Raw genomic sequence first — 19,778 nt, 5'->3', positions numbered from 1 at the left:
TGGCACATCAGCGACTGGCCCATCGGCGATCGGGGGCCGCACGCCGGGTCTGAAATTCTCGATCGCACTGGCCGTTGCTGAAGCCTCGGTTTTGATGATCGCGATTGGAACGGCGCTGTCGGTCTTCAGAAGCCTCGGCGGTCTCGGCGCGGCGAGTTGGGTGGTCGTGATAGGCCTGCCCCTGTTCAATGCGATGATCCTGTCCCGCCGGCAATTCTACACTTCCAACCACCTGCTGTTCGCCGCCTTGCAACCAGCACGCCTCGCCAGTGCCTGGATCGGCGCGTTCGGCCTGTCCGTTCTGCTGGCCACTCTGGTTCGCTGCGTCGAACCGGTGCGGCTGCACAATCTGGGTTTATTCCCACCGGAAATGGCCGCCATATTCGGCGTCGGACTGGCGACATTGCTGACCGCCCGCCTCGCCTGGATGATGATCCGGCCACGTTATGCCGCCCGGGCGATACCGCGCGTGCTGTTCGTCGGCGCGCTCGATTCCAGCCGCCGCTTGCTGACCCAGTTGCGCCGGGAAACAACGATCCACCTGGTCAGCGCCATCGACTATCGCGACCATGTGTCGGGCGATGCGGGCGATCGGTCAGCCCCGGCTGGCGGGGAAACCCGCATCAGTGACCCCAGCCACCTGAAATCCCGTCTCCAGCACGAGAATATCGACGCGATACTGCTCGCCCTGCCTCAACTACCGGAAGCCGACATCGCAACCATCACCGCCGCCGCGCAAAGCTGTGGCGTAACCACCGTGGCCCTGCCCGGACAATCGTTGCGGCGCAACCTCGCCGCCGGTTTGACCGCGCTGGGCGGCGTTCCGGTTCTGCGGCGCGACACCGCCGCGATGGCGCGGCGCGCCATGGCGCAGAAGCGCCTTGTCGATCTGATCCTGGGCAGTGTCGTACTGATCATCATCGCGCCGGTCATGGCGATCATCGCCGTGCTGATCAGGCTGGAATCCCCCGGTCCGGTGCTGTTCAGGCAAATCCGGGTCGGGCGGGGCGGTGCCTTGTTCGAGATCCTGAAATTCCGCACCATGATCCACGCGCCGGCCGCGACCTCGGCGGAATTGGAGCTGCAGACCCAGCGCAACGACCGACGGGTCACCCGGTTTGGCGCCGTTCTACGCCGCCACAGCCTCGATGAACTACCCCAGATCTTCAACGTGCTGCGTGGTGACATGTCGATCATCGGACCGCGTCCGCACGCCGCCGCGATGATGGTCGAGGGCAGCGCGCTCGAAACCCTGGTCCCCGATTACGGCGAACGGTTCGCGGTGCGCCCCGGCATCACCGGCTGGGCGCAGATCAACGGCAGCCGCGGCATCATCGATTCCGTGGCCGAACTGCAGGATCGGGTCGATCACGATTTGTATTATATCGAAAACTGGTCGCTCGGCTTTGACATGTCGATCCTGTTGCGGACGGTCATGTGCGTCATCTGCGACGATCAGGCGTTCTGAGCTCGACCGATAACCGGATTGTCAAACGCATGAACAGCCAGACCTCCACCGATCCGACCACATCATTGCGCATCGATCTGCTGGGCGATCCGGCACTCGACCGGCCGCTTTCGACCACCACAATGGCGCCCGCGGTGCCGTTGCCCGATGAATTCGTCGCCCTGTTCCTGACCATCGAAACGCTGCGCACCTCACCCCACGGCTTCGTCATCCAGTTCGTCGCCACACAGAAGGGCGCCGGCACCAGCACGATCGCCGCGGGCTTCGCCCACGCCGCCGCGCAAGCCTATCGCCGGCCGGTCCTTTTGATCACCGCCACCGCGCCGTTCGGCGCCATCGACCCGCTGCCAACCGATACCGCCAGCCTGTTTCACGCCCCGATCGAGCCGCCCCTCGCCGGACTTGCCGACACGTTGACACCCGCTCTCGATGATCGGCTGGCGGAATTGCGCCGCCAGTATCACGCCGTGGTGATCGATTGTCCGGCCCTGGGCGAAGCCCCGCATGCCATCGCCATGGCGCGCCATTGCGACGGTACCGCCCTGATCGCCGCCGCCGCGCGGACATCGGCACGCGACATGATTGCGGCGCGCGATACCATCACCCGGGTCGGCGGTCAGGTTCTGGGGGCCATTTTCAATCGCGAACGCAGCTATCGTCCCGCCTGGTTGGGAGGTCGCGGTTGACGGCGCGGCAGCAAGCGCAACCGCCCCCCCGCCCCCTCCAGCGGATCATCGCCGGCTACCTGCCCGCCACCATCATTCCGGCGCTCGTCTCGCTTGGTGTGGTGCTGGTCTACACAAGGTTGCTCTCTCCCGCCGCCTACGGACGCTACAGCCTCGCGTTCACCGCGTTGATGGTGGTGAATGTGTCGTTGTTCCACGCGATCGCCGTGGCCATCGTCCGGTTCTACCCCATCGCGTCGCGGCAAGGCACCACCGCCGATCTCGTGCGCACCAGCACCATCGGCGTGCTGCTGATCGGCGCGGCGACGGCGGTGGCGGCGGCGATCGCGCTGCGTTTCATTCCCCTGCCCGCAAAACTGCTGCCGGTCCTGTGGCTGGCGGTACCGCTGTTGCTGTTACGCGCCACCAACGCGGCCGGCCAGGCGGTGCGCCGTGCCAATGATTCGGTTGCGGCCTATACGCTGATTGAAAGCGGCCAGTCGATCATCGGCTTCGCGGCGGGCGTGACACTGGTGATCTGGCGCGGCCCGACCGCTGAAAATGTCATGCTCGGCCTGATCATCGGCTTCATCGCGGTGCTGCCGCTCGGCGCGCGCGATACCTGGAAAGAATTCCGCGCGGGACGGTTCGACCGCACCCTGCAACGCAATGCGTGGCAGTTCGCGGCACCGCTGACCCTCACCTATATCGTCTGCGCCGCCCTTCAATACGGCGATCGGTTCATGGTCGCCGGGCTGGCTGGCGCACAGGCGCTGGGCATCTACGCCGTCGCGACCATTCTGGTCGACCGGCCAACCTCCATCGTCGGCACCGCCCTCACCACCGCGACCTTTCCGCGAACGGTGAGCACCCTGGAACATGATGGTCCGGAAGCCGCCCAACGGCAGATCGGTTTCAACGGCATGCTGCTGATCGCGGTCGCGGCACCGGCCTGCGTCGGCCTGATGCTGATTGCGCCGCAACTGGCCCGCGTCACGGTCGGTCCGGCGTTCCGCGTCGGGCTGGTGGCGTTGTTGCCAATCGTGGCCGCCACCGCTCTGGTGCGCATGATCTCGGCCCATTTCCTCGACCACGCCTATCATCTCGCCCGCCGGACCGACCTGATGCTCCTGGCCTACGCCCCGTTCGCCCTGCTCAATCTTGGCATCGATGCCGTGGCGATCCCGCGCTACGGCGTGTTTGGCGCGGCCTGGGCGTCATTGGCCTGCGTTTGTCTGCAATGCCTGTTCAGCGCCGTTCTGGCCCGCCGGGCCTTCCCGATCTGGGTGCCGCCGTGGGACGTCGCGCGAATCGCCACCGCCCTCGCCCTCATGGTCGGTCTGGCCCGCCTGATCATGATCGCCAATCCGTGGCTGCATCTGGCGGCGGTCTTTGTCGAGAGCGTGGCGACCTATGTGGCAGCCCTGGTTCTGCTCGACCTCGGCGGGCTGCGCGGCCATCTTGCAGGACGGTTGCGCGCCATCACCGCCGACCCCGAACAGGCATGAGCACGCGCGTGCGGTCACCCGAACCCGCCGCCGCCGCCCGGCAGGTCTGGCGCGACCGGCTGCTCTGCGAATGGTGGTCGATCGGGATATGCGCCCGCCCGATCGGCGCGATACTCGACCACGGCGCGCTCGGCCCGGTGCGCTGGCTCGAACCCACGCAAGGCCGGGCCTATCGCGCCGATCCCTTCGCCTGGCCCGGCACCGACCTGATTTTGTGCGAGGAGGTGCCGCTTGTCACCGGAATCGGTCGCATCGTCGCCCTGCGGGAGCGCGGCGGCCGGTTCGAACCGGTCGGCACCCTGCTCGATGATGGGGTTCACCGCTCCTACCCGTTCATCTGGCGTGATGGCGAGGAGATGTTCATGCTCCCCGAAGCCGTCGCGGGGGGGCCGACCATTCTCTACCGGCTGACCCCGCCCGGCACACTCGAAGCGCTCGCCACGATCGCCGCCGATCGCCGTCTGGTCGATGCGACCATGTTCGCCGCCAACGGTCACCTCTGGATCGCCGCGACCGATCTCGCCTTCGGCTCGGACAACAATCTGTGCCTCTTCCACGCCAACCATCCGGGCGGCCCCTGGCATGCCCATGCCGCCAATCCGGTCATCACCGGCCGGCGCACCGCGCGCAGCGGCGGCACGCCATTTCAGCATCGCGGGCGTTGGTATCGCCCGGCACAGGATTGCACTGAAACCTACGGCGGAGCGCTGGTGATCGCCGAAATCCTGACGCTGACGCCAACCACGTACCGCGAACGCATCGTCTGCCGCCTGGCGCCGGACCCGACCGGGCCGTTTCCGCACGGGCTGCACACCCTCTCCGCCGATGGCGAGCGCTGTCTGATCGATGGCAAGCGCATGATCTTCGCCCCCCGCGTCGTGGCCGGCAAGATCCGTCGCCGGATGTTCAGAACCAGACAAGTCGAGCGGCGTACCCCATGACTCCGCCGCTCGATCAGGGTGACACCGACCCACCGCCCCCCCGCGCGGACACGTCCCCGCCGGCGATCGCCGTCTTCATGCCCACGATGGAAATCGGTGGCGCCGAGATGGCCATGACACGCCTGGCCGGCGCCTTTGCCGCCGCCGGCCATCGGGTCGCCATCGTGGTCCAGTATCCACCATCCGCCCGCCCCCTGCCCTTGCCGCGCCACGTCGAGCTGGTCGTGCTCAACATCCGCCACACCCGCGCAACCCCGCCCGCCCTGGCGCGTTTCGCCGTCACCTGGCGCGCCGACGTCCTGATCGCGGCGCTGCCACATAACAATCTCGCGGCCATCGCCGCCGGGCTGATCGTGCGGATGCGGCATCGCCGTCCTCTCCTCGTGCTGGCGAGCGAACACGCGCCCATCGAGTCCCTGATCGGCGCGCATCCCGGCTGGCGATATCGGGTCCTGCCGCTGCTGCAATGGTTGTTCTACCCCTTCGCCACCGCGATAATCTGCGCCTCGAACGGCGTTGCCGCCGATTTCCGCGCCAACCTGCCGCGCCGCGCAACGGTGCGAACCATCTATAATCCCATCGTCGCCGCAGCGTCGGTCAACACCCCGACCGACAGCGCGCCCCAACCCGAGCGCCCCGCTGGCATACCCTTAATCGTCACGGCAGGGCGACTGGCCCCGGAAAAGGATCTGACCACGCTGCTGCACGGTTTCGCGCGGCTGCGCGCCCGCCAACCGGCACGGTTGATCATCGCCGGCGACGGGCCGGAACGCGCGCGGCTGATGGCGATCGCCACCGCCCTGAACATCACCGACGATCTTGAAATAACCGGCTTCACCAACGACCTGCCGGCCCTGCTGCGAACCGCCGATGTGTTCGTGCTGACGTCGCGTTTCGAAGGGTTTGGCAACGTCATCGTCGAGGCGCTGGCCTGTGGCGTGCCCGTGGTCGCAACCGATTGTCCGGTCGGGCCGCGCGAAATCCTGGCGGATGGCCGATACGGCCGGTTGGTGCCGGTCGGCGATGCCGATGCCATCGCACACGCGCTGCACGACATGTTACACACCCGCTTCGACCGGGCGGCGCTCCGCGCCCGCGCCGCCGATTTCACGATCGAGGCGAGTGCGGCGGCCTATCGCGGCATGATCGACCGCGCCTTGCCCCGCCCGATCCGCCCGGCCGATCGCCGGTCGATCGCGATCTATATGCATGATTTCTCGAGCGGTGGCGTCGAGCGCGCGGTTCTCAGCCTGATCGGCGCCTTTCGCGCGGCCGGATTCGATGTCACCCTGCTCGTCCATGCCGACTCCGGCCCGCTGCGCGCGCTTCTGCCGGCCGACCTCGCCGTGGTCGTGTTCGGCACACGCCGCACCATCGCCGATCTGCCGCTGCTGGTCCGCTATCTGCGAACCCACCGGCCCGATATTCTGCTGGCCAATCTCGACCACAACAACCTGGTCGCCACGATGGCCATCATGATCGCGCGGACCGCATCGAAACTGGTGATCGCCCAGCACAACGCGCTGAGCGCCGAAGCGGAGGCGATGCGCGGGCTGAACTACCGGCTGCTCCCCACGGCGTATCGGCTGCTGGCGCCACGGGCCGATGCAATCGTCGCCGTCTCGGCCGGGGTTGCCGACGATCTGGCCCATTGCGCCCGGCTCGACCGCGCCCGGATCACCGTGATCCATAACCCGGTGGTGACACCCGATTTCGCCGCCCGCGCCGCCGCCCCGGTCGACCACGCGTGGCTGCGCGCGGCATCGACCATCCCGGTCTTCATCACCGCCGGCCGATTGGTCGGCCAGAAGGATCACGCGACCCTGATCCGCGCCTTCGCTCTGGCCCGGCGTCGCGTCCCGATGCGGTTGATCATTCTGGGCGAAGGCGCATTGCGTCCGCGGCTGGAGGCGCTGGTCGATGACCTCGCCCTCGGGGGCGATGTCCTGCTGCCCGGCTCCGTCGCCAATCCCCTGCCCTGGTTCGCCGCCGCGACCGCTTTCGTGCTGTCCTCGGCCTACGAGGGGTTCGGCAATGTGCTGGTCGAGGCCATGGCCTGCGGCACGCCGGTCATCAGTACCGATTGCCCGCACGGACCCGCCGAAATTCTCGACCATGGCCGCTACGGACGCCTCGTGCCCACCGGCGATATCGCGCGTCTCGCCGACGCCCTCGATCCTGACATCCGCCGGCTCTGGTCAGCCGACACGCTGAAGGCGCGGGCGGATCGCTACACCCTGGCCGCCTCGGCCCAAGGCTACCACGCCCTGTTCGATCGGGTATATCAAACAGCCCCCAACCATGGCGTTGCCGCATGACCCCGATTTTCGGCCTGACCCCGAGCGAACTCGACGAAGCCGCCGTCGCCGCGCTGCTCGCAACCCCCTCGCCCGCGGGTGACGGACCCTGCCTGATCGTGACACCCAATCTCGATCACATCGTCCAGCTGCGGCGCAATCCCGCGTTCCGCGCCGCCTACCGCCACGCAGCGCTCATTTTATGTGATGGATTTCCGGTCCATTACTACGCCAGGCTGCGGGGGCACCGGGCGCACCGGGTGACCGGGTCCGGCCTGATCGCCAGGATCATGAGAAATCCCGCCGCACGCCCGGCCGCGCGGCTGATGTTCGTGGCGGACCAGCCCGCGACCGCGCGCGCGATCGAGATCTGGGCCGCGCAGTCGGGCATTGCGGGTTTCGCCGATCGTGTCGCGGCAATCGTGCCACCCTTCGGCTTTATCGATAGGCCCGAGGCCTGCGCCGATTTGGCGGCCTCGATCACGCGCCATCGGCCAACCCTGTTGATCATGGCCGTCGGCGCGCCGCAAAGCGAGATTTTCACCGATCGCTACCGCGCGTCACTGCCCGATTGCTGGACTCTCTGCGTCGGCCAGGGGGTCAAAATGGCACTCGGTCTGGTGCGCCGCGCGCCGTCCGCCGTTCAGACCCTGCACGCCGAATGGCTCTGGCGCCTGGCGCAGGAGCCCCGCCGGCTCGCAGCGCGCTATGGCCTCGGCGCGTTTCGCTTCGCCGCCGCGATCGCCGCCGACCTGCGGGGTCATCCCCCATGACGAACGCCCTGTCCCGTCATCTGAATCCGCTGGCGCCGCGCATCTCGCCCGCCTACGCGCCGCCGCCGCCGCCACGCCTGAGCGTGGCCCTCGCCATGCTCTCGCTGGCGATGCAACTCACCATCTCGGCCAATCTGCTCATGATCATGGGCATCCACTACAATATTCCGGGCGGCAGCCCGATCGTCAAAATCAACCCCGCCACCTATGTCGCGTTCCTGGCGCTCACGGTGCGGTTGTTCGAGGGCGGCGATCCATTCGGCGCCTTGCTGCGGCTGTTCGCCGCCAACCGGCTGATCGCCATTTTCGTGATCGCCTTCGTTCTGTGCATCGGCTATTCGCTGGTCACCATCGGCGTCACCGGGTCGGCATCGCTGATCGACAGTTACCTCTCGGCCGGGATTCTGATGCTGGTGCTGTGCGATATCTCGATGGCGCAACGTCGCGTCCTCGGCTTCATCATGGCGTCGCTCTATATCCTCAACGTCACGATCGCCGTGGGCGAAAGCCTGACTCGTCACCTGCTGATCGGCCTCTATGTCGGCGTGTATCAATACAAGGCGCCGTTTCCGGTGTTTCGCGGCGTCGCCTTGTACGATCACCCGCTGACCGGCGCCATGATGACCTCGATGGCGATGTTCCTTCTGTTGCAGATGCGCTTGCGTCCGCTCGTCACCGCCGCACTCCTGGGCTGGTGTCTGGTCGGATTGCTCGCCTTCGGCGGGCGCGCCGCCCTGGTCGCCACCGTGGCGGCGATGCTGGCGCTCGGCGCCTGGTCGCTCATCGCCGAATTGTTCCACCGCCGCCTGACCGCGTTGAGGCTGCTCAGCGTGATCGGCGGTCTGTTGCTCGCCATCGGCATTGCCTGGCTCGTCATCACCCAGACCAGCATCGCCGATCGGCTCGTGACCCAGGATTATGTGGACAGCAGCGCCAAGGTGCGCATCACCGAATGGCTCATCCCGAAGCTGATGAATTTCCGTGAAGTGATGCTCGGCGTCGAGGTCGATCGCCTGCCCTATATCGAATATCAGGTCGGGCTGGTGCCGCCGTTCAGCGGCATCGAGAATTTCGCCCTGCTCGCCTTCATCAACCTGGGTGTGGTCGGGTTTACCGTCTATCTGGTCGGATTTCTCGCCCTGATGGCCGATTTATGGCGCCGGAGCGCGCTTTATGGCCGGGTGATGCTGGTGGTGGTGATCTCGGTCGCCTCGACCAGCAATTCGCTGGGCGCCAAAAGCAACATCCTGTTTGTGCTGGCCGGCGCGCTCGTCGCGGCCAGCGGCTTCGCTTCGCGCCGTCCCGCGCGCGGCGCCGCATCGCCAATGCCCGCCCCGCTCCGCGCCCCGCCCGTCCCGTCCGCCGCCCTGATCCCCGCGGCACCACCCCGGCGGGGCCTCACCCCCCTCGCCGCGCCACACCGCAAGTTCGGTCTCCCGTCACAAAGGTAACCCCCATGTCCGGCTTCACCCATCGCTACACCGCCGCCGATCATTTCATGGAACTGCTCGAAACCGGCTTTATGAAACGCCGCATGATCCTCGCCGGCTGCGGGTTGATCCTGGTCGCCGCCTTCGCCATCGCGCTGCTGGTCAAACCCACCTACATCGCGACCTCGCAATTGCTGGTGCTGCCGAGCGATGCCTACGCGATCCGCACCACGGCCGGCTCGCATTCGCTCGCGAACCAGGCGATGTCGCGCGAGGCCATGGTCGGGTCTGAAATCGCGATCCTGAAATCCCCCGCCCTGGCCCATGAGGTCATCGCCGGGATCGGGTTGCAAACCCTCTACCCCGCGCTCGCGCGCAAACCCGGCCTGCTCGCCCGCGTCTATGCCGCGATCCACGATCTGATGGCACCGCCGCCACCGGGGGCCGCTCACCACGACCCGATCAACCGCGCCATTCCGCTGTTCGAATCCCATCTCAACGCCATCGCCGGACCCCATGACGATGTGATCACCCTCAGCTTCGGCCATCGCAATCCGGTTCTGGCGCAACGCGTCGTTTCGGTGCTCGAACAGGATTATCTCAGGCGCCGCGAACGGATTTTCAGCGACGACCAATCCGCCGCCGTCGCGCGGCGGGTCAGGGCCGAGCGCGAAGCACTCGATCAGGCGGAATCCCGGCTGACCGCCTTCGAGATCGCCCATAACGTCACCCAGTTCGAAGCCCGCGAAGCGATCCTGCTGGGCCAGCAAGGCCGGATGGAACAAGATCTGATGACCGCGACATCCTCCGTCGCGCAATTAACCACGAGCCTTGCCGCCTTGCGGCACGAGCGCCACGCGGCACCTCCCACGATCGCGCTGCAACAGAGCGTCGATACCGATGAACGCACCGCGTCCCTCCGCACCAGCCTCGATGATCTGCGCTCCCGCCTCGCCGCCCTGCTGAGCAATTACCGGAGCGACAGTCCGGAGGCGGAAAATCTCCGCCGGCAGATCGCAACCCAAACCGCGCTACTCGCCCACGCCACGGCCAACGGCGCCCCCTCCAGCCGCCAGAGCGGCCCCAACCCGGTCTATGCAACGATCAACCTCGACCTGCTGCAAGACACCGCCGCCCTCGCGGCCGGCCGCATCCGCGCGACCCAGGATCGGCGCGATCTGACCATCATCGAAGGTCAACTGACCCGATTGGAAACCCTCAAGGCGCAATGGGTCAATCTGCAACGCCAGCAAACCGTGGCCGCCGCCGATTATGCCGATGCCGCGCGAACCCTCAGCGACCGGCGGATGATCGAACAGGTCGATGCCGAAACCAGCGCCAATGTGCGGGTGTTATCGCCACCGCTGCGTCCCATGGCGCCGTTTCCCCTGCGGAAACTGATTATGCTGGCCGGCGTCATCCTCGCGATCGTCGGCGCCGCGCTCACGGTGCTGCTCGCCAATTTTTTCCGCCGGGGCGCCCTGCTCGGACGCGTGCTGGAAGCGGATTCCGGCATTCCGCTACTCGCCATCATCCCCGAGCTCGACCATTCCCGCCTCGCCCTCCTGCCCCGATGGCGGTAAGCCGCCCTCCCGGTCACAGCGCCGGATCGGCGCGTCCTGAGACTTGATCGATCTAGAGCGTTATGCTTTCAGCCTAACGCTCTGTCTCTATGTTTTTTCGAGCGATTTCATGCGATTATGTTGCCGCTGCCGCGTCAACTTTATCGCATATCGCTCTAGTTCAGCCGTGACGAGATCTGGCGCGCCAGATCCTCGACACAGGGCATCCGCAGCATCGAGATATGGGTGCCGGGCGTCGTGACGACATCGACATGATCGGCCAGACTCTGCCAGATCCGTTCAGGATTGCAACCGTGTTGAAACCCTTGCCGGGATTTGAACAGCGTGATCCGGCATGCGAGCCGCAACGGCCGGTAGGCCTCAAAGGCAACGATCGAGCCATCGCGCACCCGCTGCAGATTAGGCTCGAGCCCGCCGACATAAAAAACCGATCGCCTGAACGACCCGGCGTCCGAACCCCGCTTGAAACGGCGTCCGAGGTGCGGCGGCACGGATAGAATCCGCGTGGTCATCCGTGCCATCGCGGCGCGTGGCGGCAGCTCGCGGATCTCCGCGATCCGGCGCAGGAAACGACGATACGAGACCCGCAACCATTCCGATCGCGGCCAGTATTTTTCATAGCACACACTGTCGATCATCCCGATGAAGCCGATCTCGCGACCACTCGCCCTCAGCTGCCGGGCCATTTCGAAACAGATGATCCCGCCCAACGAGTAACCGATCAGATGAACCGGACCACCGGGATGATGCGCGATGAGTTGCTCGACGTGATGCCCCGCCATCCCCGCGATCGATGTCAAAGGATCGGCCTCGCCATCGAGTCCGGGAAGCTGCAAAGCCCAGATCTGGCCCGGAAACGCGATCAGCGACACAAGGTCGCAGAGTTCCAGAATCAACCCGGAACCCCCGGAAACGATATAGAGCGCGGCATCGCGATCCCCATCGCGCAGCAACAGCCGCGACGAAAACGCCGGCCATTCATCCCGCGCGATCGCCTCGGCGAGTGCCGCGATCGTTCCCAGCCGCATCAGCGCGGTTGGGGGAATCCGCACGCCGAGTTCGCTCGAAACATCCCGAAGAAACCGCGTCATCCGACCGATCCCGACCGACATCTGCAGGATATGCGCGTTGCTATCCCCGCCCTTCCGGCCGAACGCCCGCCGCCAGATCGGCTGCAACGCCATCTCGATTGCCGCAACCGACGCCGATAACGCCACAGCCCGCGCGTCCGACGGCGCCTCCGCCATGACAGGACAAGCCGTGCCGGCAATCGAGTTCACCATCCTAGCACGACATCATAATTTATTACGATTAAGATATCAAATACGCGCATCTCAAGTCGGCGCGCTCGATGTCAGAGCCTGATTCCGGTAATACGCGATCATGTCCTTCTCGCGCAGGATCGGCCGGTCGGCGCGCCGGCCCAGGAAATAATGGCCGCTCGCCGCATCGGCATTCGGCGCGGGCCGCGCGAACCGTTCCAGCAGGCGCAGCCAGACAAAAGGAACGACAGCGAGGGTGGCGACCTGATTGCGCACGCCGAACGCGCGAAGATAGTACCGCATCGACCACAGCAACGACGTTCCAGCGCCACCGACGGTTCCCGACTCGATTTCCGTAAAGCACCGAAACAACCAGCGGTGCCCGCTGCGGGTGAAACGGGTGAAATCGAACGCCGCCTCATGCACCTGCTGCATGAACGGCGTATCGGCATAAACCAAACCCTCAGGCCGCAGCACCCGATGGATTTCAGCAACGACTTTCTGGGGCTCCAGCACGTGTTCGAGCACCGCCTGAATAACCACGGCGTCGAATACGCCGGGGCGGAACGGCAGGGCATGGCCGTCCGCGACGAGGCGGGTATTCGGCGAGGCATACACATCGGTTCCGACGATCTCGATCTTCGGATCGGCATAGATCTCATCAAGACCCGATCCGATCGCCCCGCCGCCGATCACCAGTATCCGGGGTTTCGCCGTCATTTCGAGCGCAAGCCGGCGAAGCGTGGCGCCCATTGTGGCCGCCACACGATTATGCCCCAGAACCGCGCGGCGCAGCCGGGTGCGCAGACCCTGCCCCGAATCGTCGCGCGGCAGAACCGAGCCGCTACAATCGACATAGGCGGCACGCTCGAAAATACTCGTCTCGAAATCGACCAGCACCGGTTGTCCAAAAGTCACCGGAAACCCGGCGACATGGTAATGACAGGCCGGATCAGCGCACAACCACAGCACCGCCCGTGGTTCCAACGCGGCACCGCACCGCGGACAACCGCATATCTGCAATAAACTGTCCCAACTCGGATAGGCGGTATCGTTGCGGCCGGGTTCAATGACAATTGTGTTCATTCAAACAATAATCCCGTCAATTGCGTTCTCAAATCTCGTGAAAAGCAACAATCCGGGCAAAGTCATCCCAGCGACAACATCACCCCATCAGCCACCACACTCCAAAATCAACCATCAAAACCCGGCGCGCCGTGCATAAAAAAGCGCAAAATCCCCAAAAACTATTCTAATAATGAGACTTCACGCTACCGTGTCAAAGCACGACAAGCAAGTCTAAAGAATGACAATTACGTCTTAAATTTCAAGATAATCGCGCCCGACTACCCGCATTTCGACCATCCACAATGCAGACAGGTGAGGCAACCTTCCTCCTTGATCACCCCCGGTTGACTGCATTTGGGACAAATCTTACCAAGGGTTGCGCTCGGCGCAGCCTCCACCACCGCCAGTTCCGGCCGGGTCAGCAACCCGATCTCCTCCATATGGCGCTCGATCACATCGCCGATCGCCGCCACCAGCGAGGGCACATAGCGGCCATCCGACCAATGCCCGCCCAACGGATCGAATACCTGCTTGAGTTCTTCGGCAACGAACGCAACCTCGCCACCGCGGCGAAACACCGCGCTGATCATCCGCGTCAAGGCAACCACCCAGGCATAATGTTCGAGATTCTTCGAATTGATGAAAATCTCGAACGGGCGCCGAACGCCATCATACTCGATATCATTGAGCGTGACATAAAGCGCATGCTCGCTGCCGGGCCAGCGGATTTTATACGTCACCCCGGTCAGCTTCTCGGTCCGGGACAGTAATTCACCAAAATGCGGCCCCAAATGCGGCACCGGGTCAGCCGCCGGCGCCGAAGTCTCAGCCGGCTTGACCTCGAGCACCGAGCCGGTGATCGCGTTCGGCCGGTACGTCGTGCAGCCCTTGCACCCGCTGCGATAGGCGTCGCGATAAACGTCCTGAAACGCCTCGAACCCGATCGTCTCCGGCACATTGACGGTTTTGGAAATCGCACTGTCGATATGGCGCTGCACGGCAGCCTGCATCCGCACATGCTCGCCCGGCGTCAGCTCCTGGGCGGTGACAAAATGGGCCGGCAGCGGCGCATCGCCACCGAAGATCTCACGGTAGCGCCGCAGGGCGTAATCGGAAACTTCCTGTTCAACGCGCGATCCATCCGGCTGCAACACCTTGCGCGTATAGGCCAGCGCGAACACCGGCTCGATCCCGCTCGACACATTGTCCGCCAGCAGCGAAATCGTGCCGGTCGGCGCAATCGAGGTCAGCAGCGCGTTACGAATCCCGTGGCTGGCAATCGCCGCCCGAATATCGTCATCGAGGCCGCGCACCGTCTCGCCATCCAGATAGGCCGCGCGATCGAACAACGGGAACGCGCCTTTTTCCGCCGCCAGCCGCGTCGAGGCCAGATACGCGGCGCGTTCGATCTGCCCAACCCAGCCCGCCGCCTGGCTGGCCGCCTCGACCGTGCCATACCGCAGGCCGGTCATCATCAGCGCATCGGCAAGACCGGTCACGCCAAGCCCGATGCGCCGCTTCGCCTCGGCCTCCAGCCGCTGCTGCTCGAGCGGAAAACCCGACGCATCGATCGTGTTGTCCATCATCCGAACCGCGGTGCCGACCAGGGTGGCCAGCTCCTGCTGATCGATCCGCGCCGCCGGCGTGAACGGGTCGCGCACCAGCCGCGCGAGGTTGATCGAGCCGAGCAGGCAGGCGCCATAGGGCGGCAGCGGCTGCTCGCCACACGGATTGGTGGCATGGATGGTTTCGCAATACGCCAGATTATTGCGCGCATTGATCCGGTCGATGAAGATCACCCCGGGTTCGGCGTAATCATAGGTCGCCCTGGTCAAACCATCCCACAGCGCACGCGCGCGCAGCGTGCGGTAGGTGGTGCCGCCGAACACCAGATCCCAATCGGCATCGGCCTCGACCGCGGCCATGAACGCATCGGTCACCAGAACCGAAAGATTGAAATTGCGCAGACGGGCCGGATCACGCTTCGCCGCGATGAAGGCCTCGATATCGGGATGATCGCAGCGCAACGTCGCCATCATCGCCCCGCGGCGCGTCCCGGCGGACATGATGGTGCGGCACATCGAATCCCACACATCCATGAACGACAGCGGGCCGGACGCCTCGGCGCCGACGCCCTTGACCGCCGCCCCCTTCGGCCGCAGCGAGGAAAAATCATACCCGATGCCGCCGCCCTGCTGCATGGTCAGCGCGGCCTCGCGCAAATGGGTGAAAATCGCGCCGAGATCGTCCTCGATGTCGCCCATCACGAAGCAGTTGAACAGCGTAACGCGCCGATCGCTGCCCGCGCCGGACAAAATGCGCCCGGCCGGCAGAAACCGGAAATCCTGCAACGCCTCATAGAATTCCGCCTCCCACCGCGCCGGCTCGGGCTCGATCGCGGCCAGCGCGCGGGCCACGCGGCGCCAGGTGGCTTCAATCGTCAGATCGACCGGCGCGCCCGACGGCTGCTTCAACCGATATTTCGCATCCCAGATCTGGACCGAGATCGGCGCGAGCCGTTCAGCGATTGTGGCGGGATGCGGCGGTACGGGCATATCCATGGTGATGATCCTACGGGGTCCACGACTCGAATGTCGGCCCCTAGGCTACTCCGCCACCCAAGCCCGTTCAATCACGCCGCGCCGCGAACCTGCCGCGTCACGCTGCCCGAACCGATCGCGGCCTCACCCAGCGCCGCCAGCGCCCCATCCACATCCTCGATCAGATCCGCCACATCCTCCAGCCCCACCGAGAACCGGATCGTCCCCGCGGTAATCCCCAGCGCCGCCCGATCCTCGGCCGGCACTTTCGAATGTGTCGTCGTCGCCGGATGCGTCATCATCGACTTCGAATCGCCCAGATTATTCGAAATCACAATCAATTCGAGCGCATTCATGAATTTGAACGCCGCCGCCTGGCCGCCCTTCAACGTAAAACTCACCAGCGTCCCGCCATCGCTCATCTGTGCCCGCGCCAGCGCCGATTGCGGATGATCCGCCCGGAACGGATACAACACCCGCTCCACCGGCGCCTGCCCCGCCAGATGATCCGCGATCGCCGCGGCCGACCGGCAGGATTGCGCCACCCGCAGCGCCATCGTCTCCAGCCCCTTCAGGATCACCCAGGCATTGAACGGCGCCAGCGCCGGCCCGGTATTGCGGGTAAACGGCTGCAACACATTCTCGATCCACTCTTTGCTGCCCAGCACCGCCCCGCCCATCACGCGCCCCTGGCCATCCATGTGCTTGGTCGCGGAATACACCACCACATCCGCCCCGAATTCCAGCGGCCGTTGCAGCAGCGGGGTGGCGAACACGTTATCGACCACAACAATCGCCCCGACCCGATGCGCAAGGTCGCACACCGCCCGCAGATCGATGATATCGAGCATCGGGTTCGACGGCGTCTCCAGCAGCACCAGCGCGGTCTTCACCGCCAGCGCCTCACCCCACGCGGCGATATCCCCGCCATCGACGAACACGGTCTCGATCCCGTAGCGCGGCAGCAATGTCGAGACGATCCAGTGGCACGAGCCGAACAGCGCGCGCGACGCCACGACCCGATCCCCCGCCTTCACATGGCACAGAATCGCCGCATGCACCGCCGCCATCCCACTCGCCGTCGCCCGGCACGCCTCCGCCCCCTCGATCGCGGCCAGCCGCGCCTCGAGCATCGCAACGGTCGGGTTGCCGAACCGGGAATACTGATAATGCGAAACCTCCCCCCGAAACGTCGCCGCCGCCTGCTCGGCATCGTCATAGACAAAGCCCGAGGTCAAAAACAAAGCCTCGGCGTTCTCCGCGAAATTGGAGCGAACCTGACCGGCATGAACGAGGGTGGTGGCGGGGCGATGGGTGCGTTTCATAAGACCCTTATAAACGGATCGCGCCCGCTTTCCAAAATCATACCCCTGCGCGCGCCCTGTTAACCCATCATTAAACACTCTGCGGTATGCCCGGACAGCGCCAATCGTCGCAGGAGACAATATGCCTCAGAACGCCCCCATCCTCGAACCAGCACTCCTCGGGAGCCTCTGGGTATTCGGCATGGCGGACGGCACACCGATCGCGGAGACCATCGGGTTTGGCCCTGGCGGACGCATTCTCGGGCATTTCCACAAGAACGAAACGGCTTGGCGGATTGAAAACGATGTTCTTGAGTTCCTCAACGCCGATCGTCACGTCACCGCCCGCTTCGCCCCCCCCGAGGGCGAGGACGAGGTGACCTCCCTGCACGGCATGGCCACCTCGCCGCTGTGGGACGAGGCGCGACCGGTCATGCTGCTCCGCATCGGCGCGACCCTCCCCGCATCGCCCGCTGCTCCCCGGCGGCGCAATCTCGTGATCATGCGCGCTGGGTCAAAGGCGCTATTCCCGCAATGGGCCACGGCGGCGACAAGGGAATGGGATTTCGCGCTGTCCTGGTATGGCACCGAAGATCCGCCCGATTGGGGACAGGATTTCCTGAGTTGCGACACCGGACCCAAATTCCAGCCGATTGGCCGCTGGCTCGATCGTCACCGCGACCTGGTCGGAAGTTACGATCACATCTGGCTGCCTGACGACGACATCATGACCGACTGGACCACGGTCGACCGCCTGTTCTCCATCTGCCGCGAATTCGACCTGCAATTGGCGCAGCCGGCGCTGACCCATCAATCGTTCTCGGTGCACCGCATGCTGTTCGAATGTCCCGAATATCGCCTCCGCTACACGAATTTCGTCGAAGGCATGGTCCCGGTGTTCAGCGCGGCGGCGGCGATGCTCTGCCTGCCGGTCTTCCTGGAAGCGACGACATATGGATGGGGCCATGACTGGATTTTCCCCCGCCTGCTCGGCTACCCGAAACACCGCATCGCGGTGATCGATGCCTGCGCCGTCACCCACACCCGCCCCTGCGGCATCAATACCAACCTCGCCCAGGCCCGCGCCGAGCTGAAGGCGATCACCGCGAAATACGGCGCCAATTATATGGATCATCGCATCCACGGCTGCATTTTTCAGAATGCCGTCCCATGGTTGTGAATTTTTAAGAACTTTGATTTGTAAAAACTGGAGATTACAATGAGTCACGAAATTATAATCGCTCGATACAACGAAAATATGGACTGGATTGCAGAAATACCTGATTTTTTTGATGTCATTATTTATAACAAGGGAGACTCAGATTTAAGCGAAATTGTAAAAAACCGGACACAGAAGGTGATTAAACTTGAAAACAATGGTAGAGAATCTGACACTTTTCTCAGACATATATTAAAAAAAGAAGATTTTGACGACAGATATTCCATTTTTCTTCAAGGTAATCCATTTGATCATAGTCCTGATCTTCATCAGATTTTAGGCGCTATGGAAAGTTGGGAGGACATACAGCCACTCTCTTTATGCTGGCTGGATTCTGAAAATGTGCCGCCGCAAAAAATATTAGAAAACGAAACAATATTTTTAAATGAACACGGTCGTATTCGTCCTGAAATTTTCTCTTTGACAACATGGGGGCCGATAAAATTTTATGATCTTGGAATTTATAAAGTATATAGTAGCTACTTATATCATCATAAACTTTCAGAGGGGATAAACATTGCTTCTGATTTTTTATTTCGCTGTGAGTGGCCTGAATTGGCAGAAGTTGCGCAACGCAGTAACATTGGTTGCTTTTCGTACGGTGCCCAATTTGCTGTAAAAAATAAAAATCTTGAAAAAATACCAAAACATACATTAGCTCTTGCAATTCAAGCAGCTAATAGTCTTCCAACTTATGGGTATATTATTGAACGCTTATGGCTACATTTGTGCGGTATGCCGTTTATTAATTTTTTCTAGGTTTGTTATAACAATATAAACATTCCATAAAATATTATATGATGAAAGATTATAAATGTCGATTCGGGAAGAATTGCTTGATCAGATCTGGTCGGGACAAGATCCATTCGATTACGCATCAGCAGAAATGACTGATTTTAGATATCCGGATACTAATATAAAAGATGGAGTCATTGAAGCTATCGCTACCATAATTAAGCCGGAATTCTGGTTGGAGTTAGGAACCATGACAGGTGGTTCAATTATTAAAGTCATCCAAAACTTTAATCGATTAAAGATGAATTGTTCATTTGTTTGCATCGATCCGTTTACCGGAGATGTGAATATGTGGGCATGGGAAAGAGAGTTGGCCGAATCGCATAAATGGCGATATTTGAATCTGCTAGATGGTCGTCCGACGATCTACGACCGATTTCGTGCTAATATCAATAAACTACAAATGGCAGGTCAATTAATACCATTAGTTTGTACATCAATTATTGGACTTAAACTAATAAATAGACTTATATCTGAAAAAAGACTCAGTAAAAGACCTGATGTTATTTATCTCGACAGTGCACATGAGCCGGGCGAAACATTTCTTGAGTTACTAAATTGTTGGAATACTGTGCGTGACGGCGGCGTTATTTTTGGAGATGACTGGTCATGGGACGCCGTGCGGGGCGATGTAACCAAGTTTGCTTCACAAATTAACGTAAATTACGAAAACGTAGCAAAGCTTTTATATCATCGTCCCGAGGCTCATTTTTTAGAGAATGGTATTGTTGTTGAAGACGGTCAGTGGATACTTTTTAAGTAGCAACGGCAAACTGAAATGTCTGTGTAGGCGCATTTTTTTAGCGTAAGAATGTTCAAATGATGTTTTCGCACAATTTACCTGAAATTTTGCCGTTCCGAGGCGAGTTTGGCGCGGAGATCAACTCATTTATTCCGTTCATCCACTGGGCACATTTATCCAAAC

At 62.6% G+C, this 19,778-nt stretch carries 15 protein-coding genes; 11 read left to right on the top strand and 4 right to left on the bottom strand.

The features are described 5' to 3' along the window. The 8 genes from ACP5E6_RS05010 to ACP5E6_RS04975 all read left to right on the top strand — a co-directional run. Window positions 1-1,468, top strand: a 1,468-nt coding sequence (locus ACP5E6_RS05010) for an exopolysaccharide biosynthesis polyprenyl glycosylphosphotransferase (RefSeq protein WP_427952435.1), incomplete at its 5' end; no start/stop codon positions are given. Between the two features lie 29 nt (window positions 1,469-1,497). Then, window positions 1,498-2,154, top strand: a complete 657-nt coding sequence (locus tag ACP5E6_RS05005; RefSeq protein ID WP_427952433.1) for a hypothetical protein — start codon at window positions 1,498-1,500, stop codon at window positions 2,152-2,154. Next, complete coding sequence (locus ACP5E6_RS05000; protein WP_427952431.1) at window positions 2,151-3,641, top strand: oligosaccharide flippase family protein; 1,491 nt, start codon at window positions 2,151-2,153, stop codon at window positions 3,639-3,641. The genes ACP5E6_RS05005 and ACP5E6_RS05000 overlap by 4 nt, the downstream gene beginning before the upstream one ends. Beyond that, complete coding sequence (locus ACP5E6_RS04995; RefSeq protein ID WP_427952429.1) at window positions 3,638-4,582, top strand: glucosamine inositolphosphorylceramide transferase family protein; 945 nt, start codon at window positions 3,638-3,640, stop codon at window positions 4,580-4,582. The genes ACP5E6_RS05000 and ACP5E6_RS04995 overlap by 4 nt, the downstream gene beginning before the upstream one ends. Continuing rightward, on the top strand, window positions 4,579-6,900 hold the full coding sequence (locus ACP5E6_RS04990) for a glycosyltransferase (RefSeq protein WP_427952427.1): 2,322 nt from the start codon (window positions 4,579-4,581) through the stop codon (window positions 6,898-6,900). Before ACP5E6_RS04995 ends, ACP5E6_RS04990 begins: the two co-directional genes overlap by 4 nt. After that, on the top strand, window positions 6,897-7,652 hold the full coding sequence (locus ACP5E6_RS04985) for a WecB/TagA/CpsF family glycosyltransferase (protein WP_427952425.1): 756 nt from the start codon (window positions 6,897-6,899) through the stop codon (window positions 7,650-7,652). Before ACP5E6_RS04990 ends, ACP5E6_RS04985 begins: the two co-directional genes overlap by 4 nt. Then, on the top strand, window positions 7,649-9,103 hold the full coding sequence (locus ACP5E6_RS04980; protein ID WP_427952423.1) for a VpsF family polysaccharide biosynthesis protein: 1,455 nt from the start codon (window positions 7,649-7,651) through the stop codon (window positions 9,101-9,103). The genes ACP5E6_RS04985 and ACP5E6_RS04980 overlap by 4 nt, the downstream gene beginning before the upstream one ends. 5 nt (window positions 9,104-9,108) lie before the next feature. Continuing rightward, window positions 9,109-10,665, top strand: coding sequence for a GumC family protein (locus ACP5E6_RS04975; protein ID WP_427952421.1), 1,557 nt, complete (start codon window positions 9,109-9,111; stop codon window positions 10,663-10,665). Between the two features lie 155 nt (window positions 10,666-10,820). Here ACP5E6_RS04975 and ACP5E6_RS04970 read toward each other — a convergent pair whose 3' ends face one another. The 4 genes from ACP5E6_RS04970 to metZ form a co-directional block, all read right to left on the bottom strand. Next, the gene (locus tag ACP5E6_RS04970) at window positions 10,821-11,948 is read right to left on the bottom strand and encodes an alpha/beta fold hydrolase (protein ID WP_427952419.1); all 1,128 of its coding nucleotides are present in this window, start codon (window positions 11,946-11,948) and stop codon (window positions 10,821-10,823) included. 51 nt (window positions 11,949-11,999) lie between these two features. Then, window positions 12,000-13,013: a class I SAM-dependent methyltransferase gene (locus ACP5E6_RS04965; RefSeq protein WP_427952417.1), complete on the bottom strand. Its 1,014-nt coding sequence runs from the start codon at window positions 13,011-13,013 to the stop codon at window positions 12,000-12,002. 260 nt (window positions 13,014-13,273) lie between these two features. After that, a complete protein-coding gene (locus ACP5E6_RS04960; RefSeq protein WP_427952415.1) occupies window positions 13,274-15,556 on the bottom strand; it encodes an adenosylcobalamin-dependent ribonucleoside-diphosphate reductase in 2,283 nt (760 codons plus the stop codon). A gap of 71 nt (window positions 15,557-15,627) precedes the next feature. Next, window positions 15,628-16,860, bottom strand: a complete 1,233-nt coding sequence (metZ, locus tag ACP5E6_RS04955; RefSeq protein WP_427952413.1) for an O-succinylhomoserine sulfhydrylase — start codon at window positions 16,858-16,860, stop codon at window positions 15,628-15,630. A 121-nt stretch (window positions 16,861-16,981) separates the two neighbouring features. Between metZ and ACP5E6_RS04950 the strand changes: the two genes are divergently transcribed. The 3 genes from ACP5E6_RS04950 to ACP5E6_RS04940 are packed head-to-tail and all read left to right on the top strand — an operon-like array spanning window position 16,982 to window position 19,616. After that, entirely contained in the window at window positions 16,982-18,019 is a 1,038-nt protein-coding gene (locus ACP5E6_RS04950) for a DUF707 domain-containing protein (protein WP_427952411.1), read from the top strand. A 39-nt stretch (window positions 18,020-18,058) separates the two neighbouring features. Next, window positions 18,059-18,817 carry a hypothetical protein gene (locus tag ACP5E6_RS04945; protein WP_427952409.1) on the top strand — a complete coding sequence of 253 codons (759 nt, stop codon included), beginning with the start codon at window positions 18,059-18,061 and terminating at the stop codon, window positions 18,815-18,817. 55 nt (window positions 18,818-18,872) lie between these two features. Continuing rightward, window positions 18,873-19,616, top strand: coding sequence for a class I SAM-dependent methyltransferase (locus ACP5E6_RS04940; protein WP_427952407.1), 744 nt, complete (start codon window positions 18,873-18,875; stop codon window positions 19,614-19,616). Window positions 19,617-19,778 lie beyond the last annotated feature (162 nt).

Source organism: Acidiphilium sp. (assembly GCF_049977125.1).
Lineage (GTDB): Bacteria > Pseudomonadota > Alphaproteobacteria > Acetobacterales > Acetobacteraceae > Acidiphilium.
Note: the sequence above shows the minus strand (reverse complement) of the source record. Positions and strands in the feature narration are given on the sequence as shown.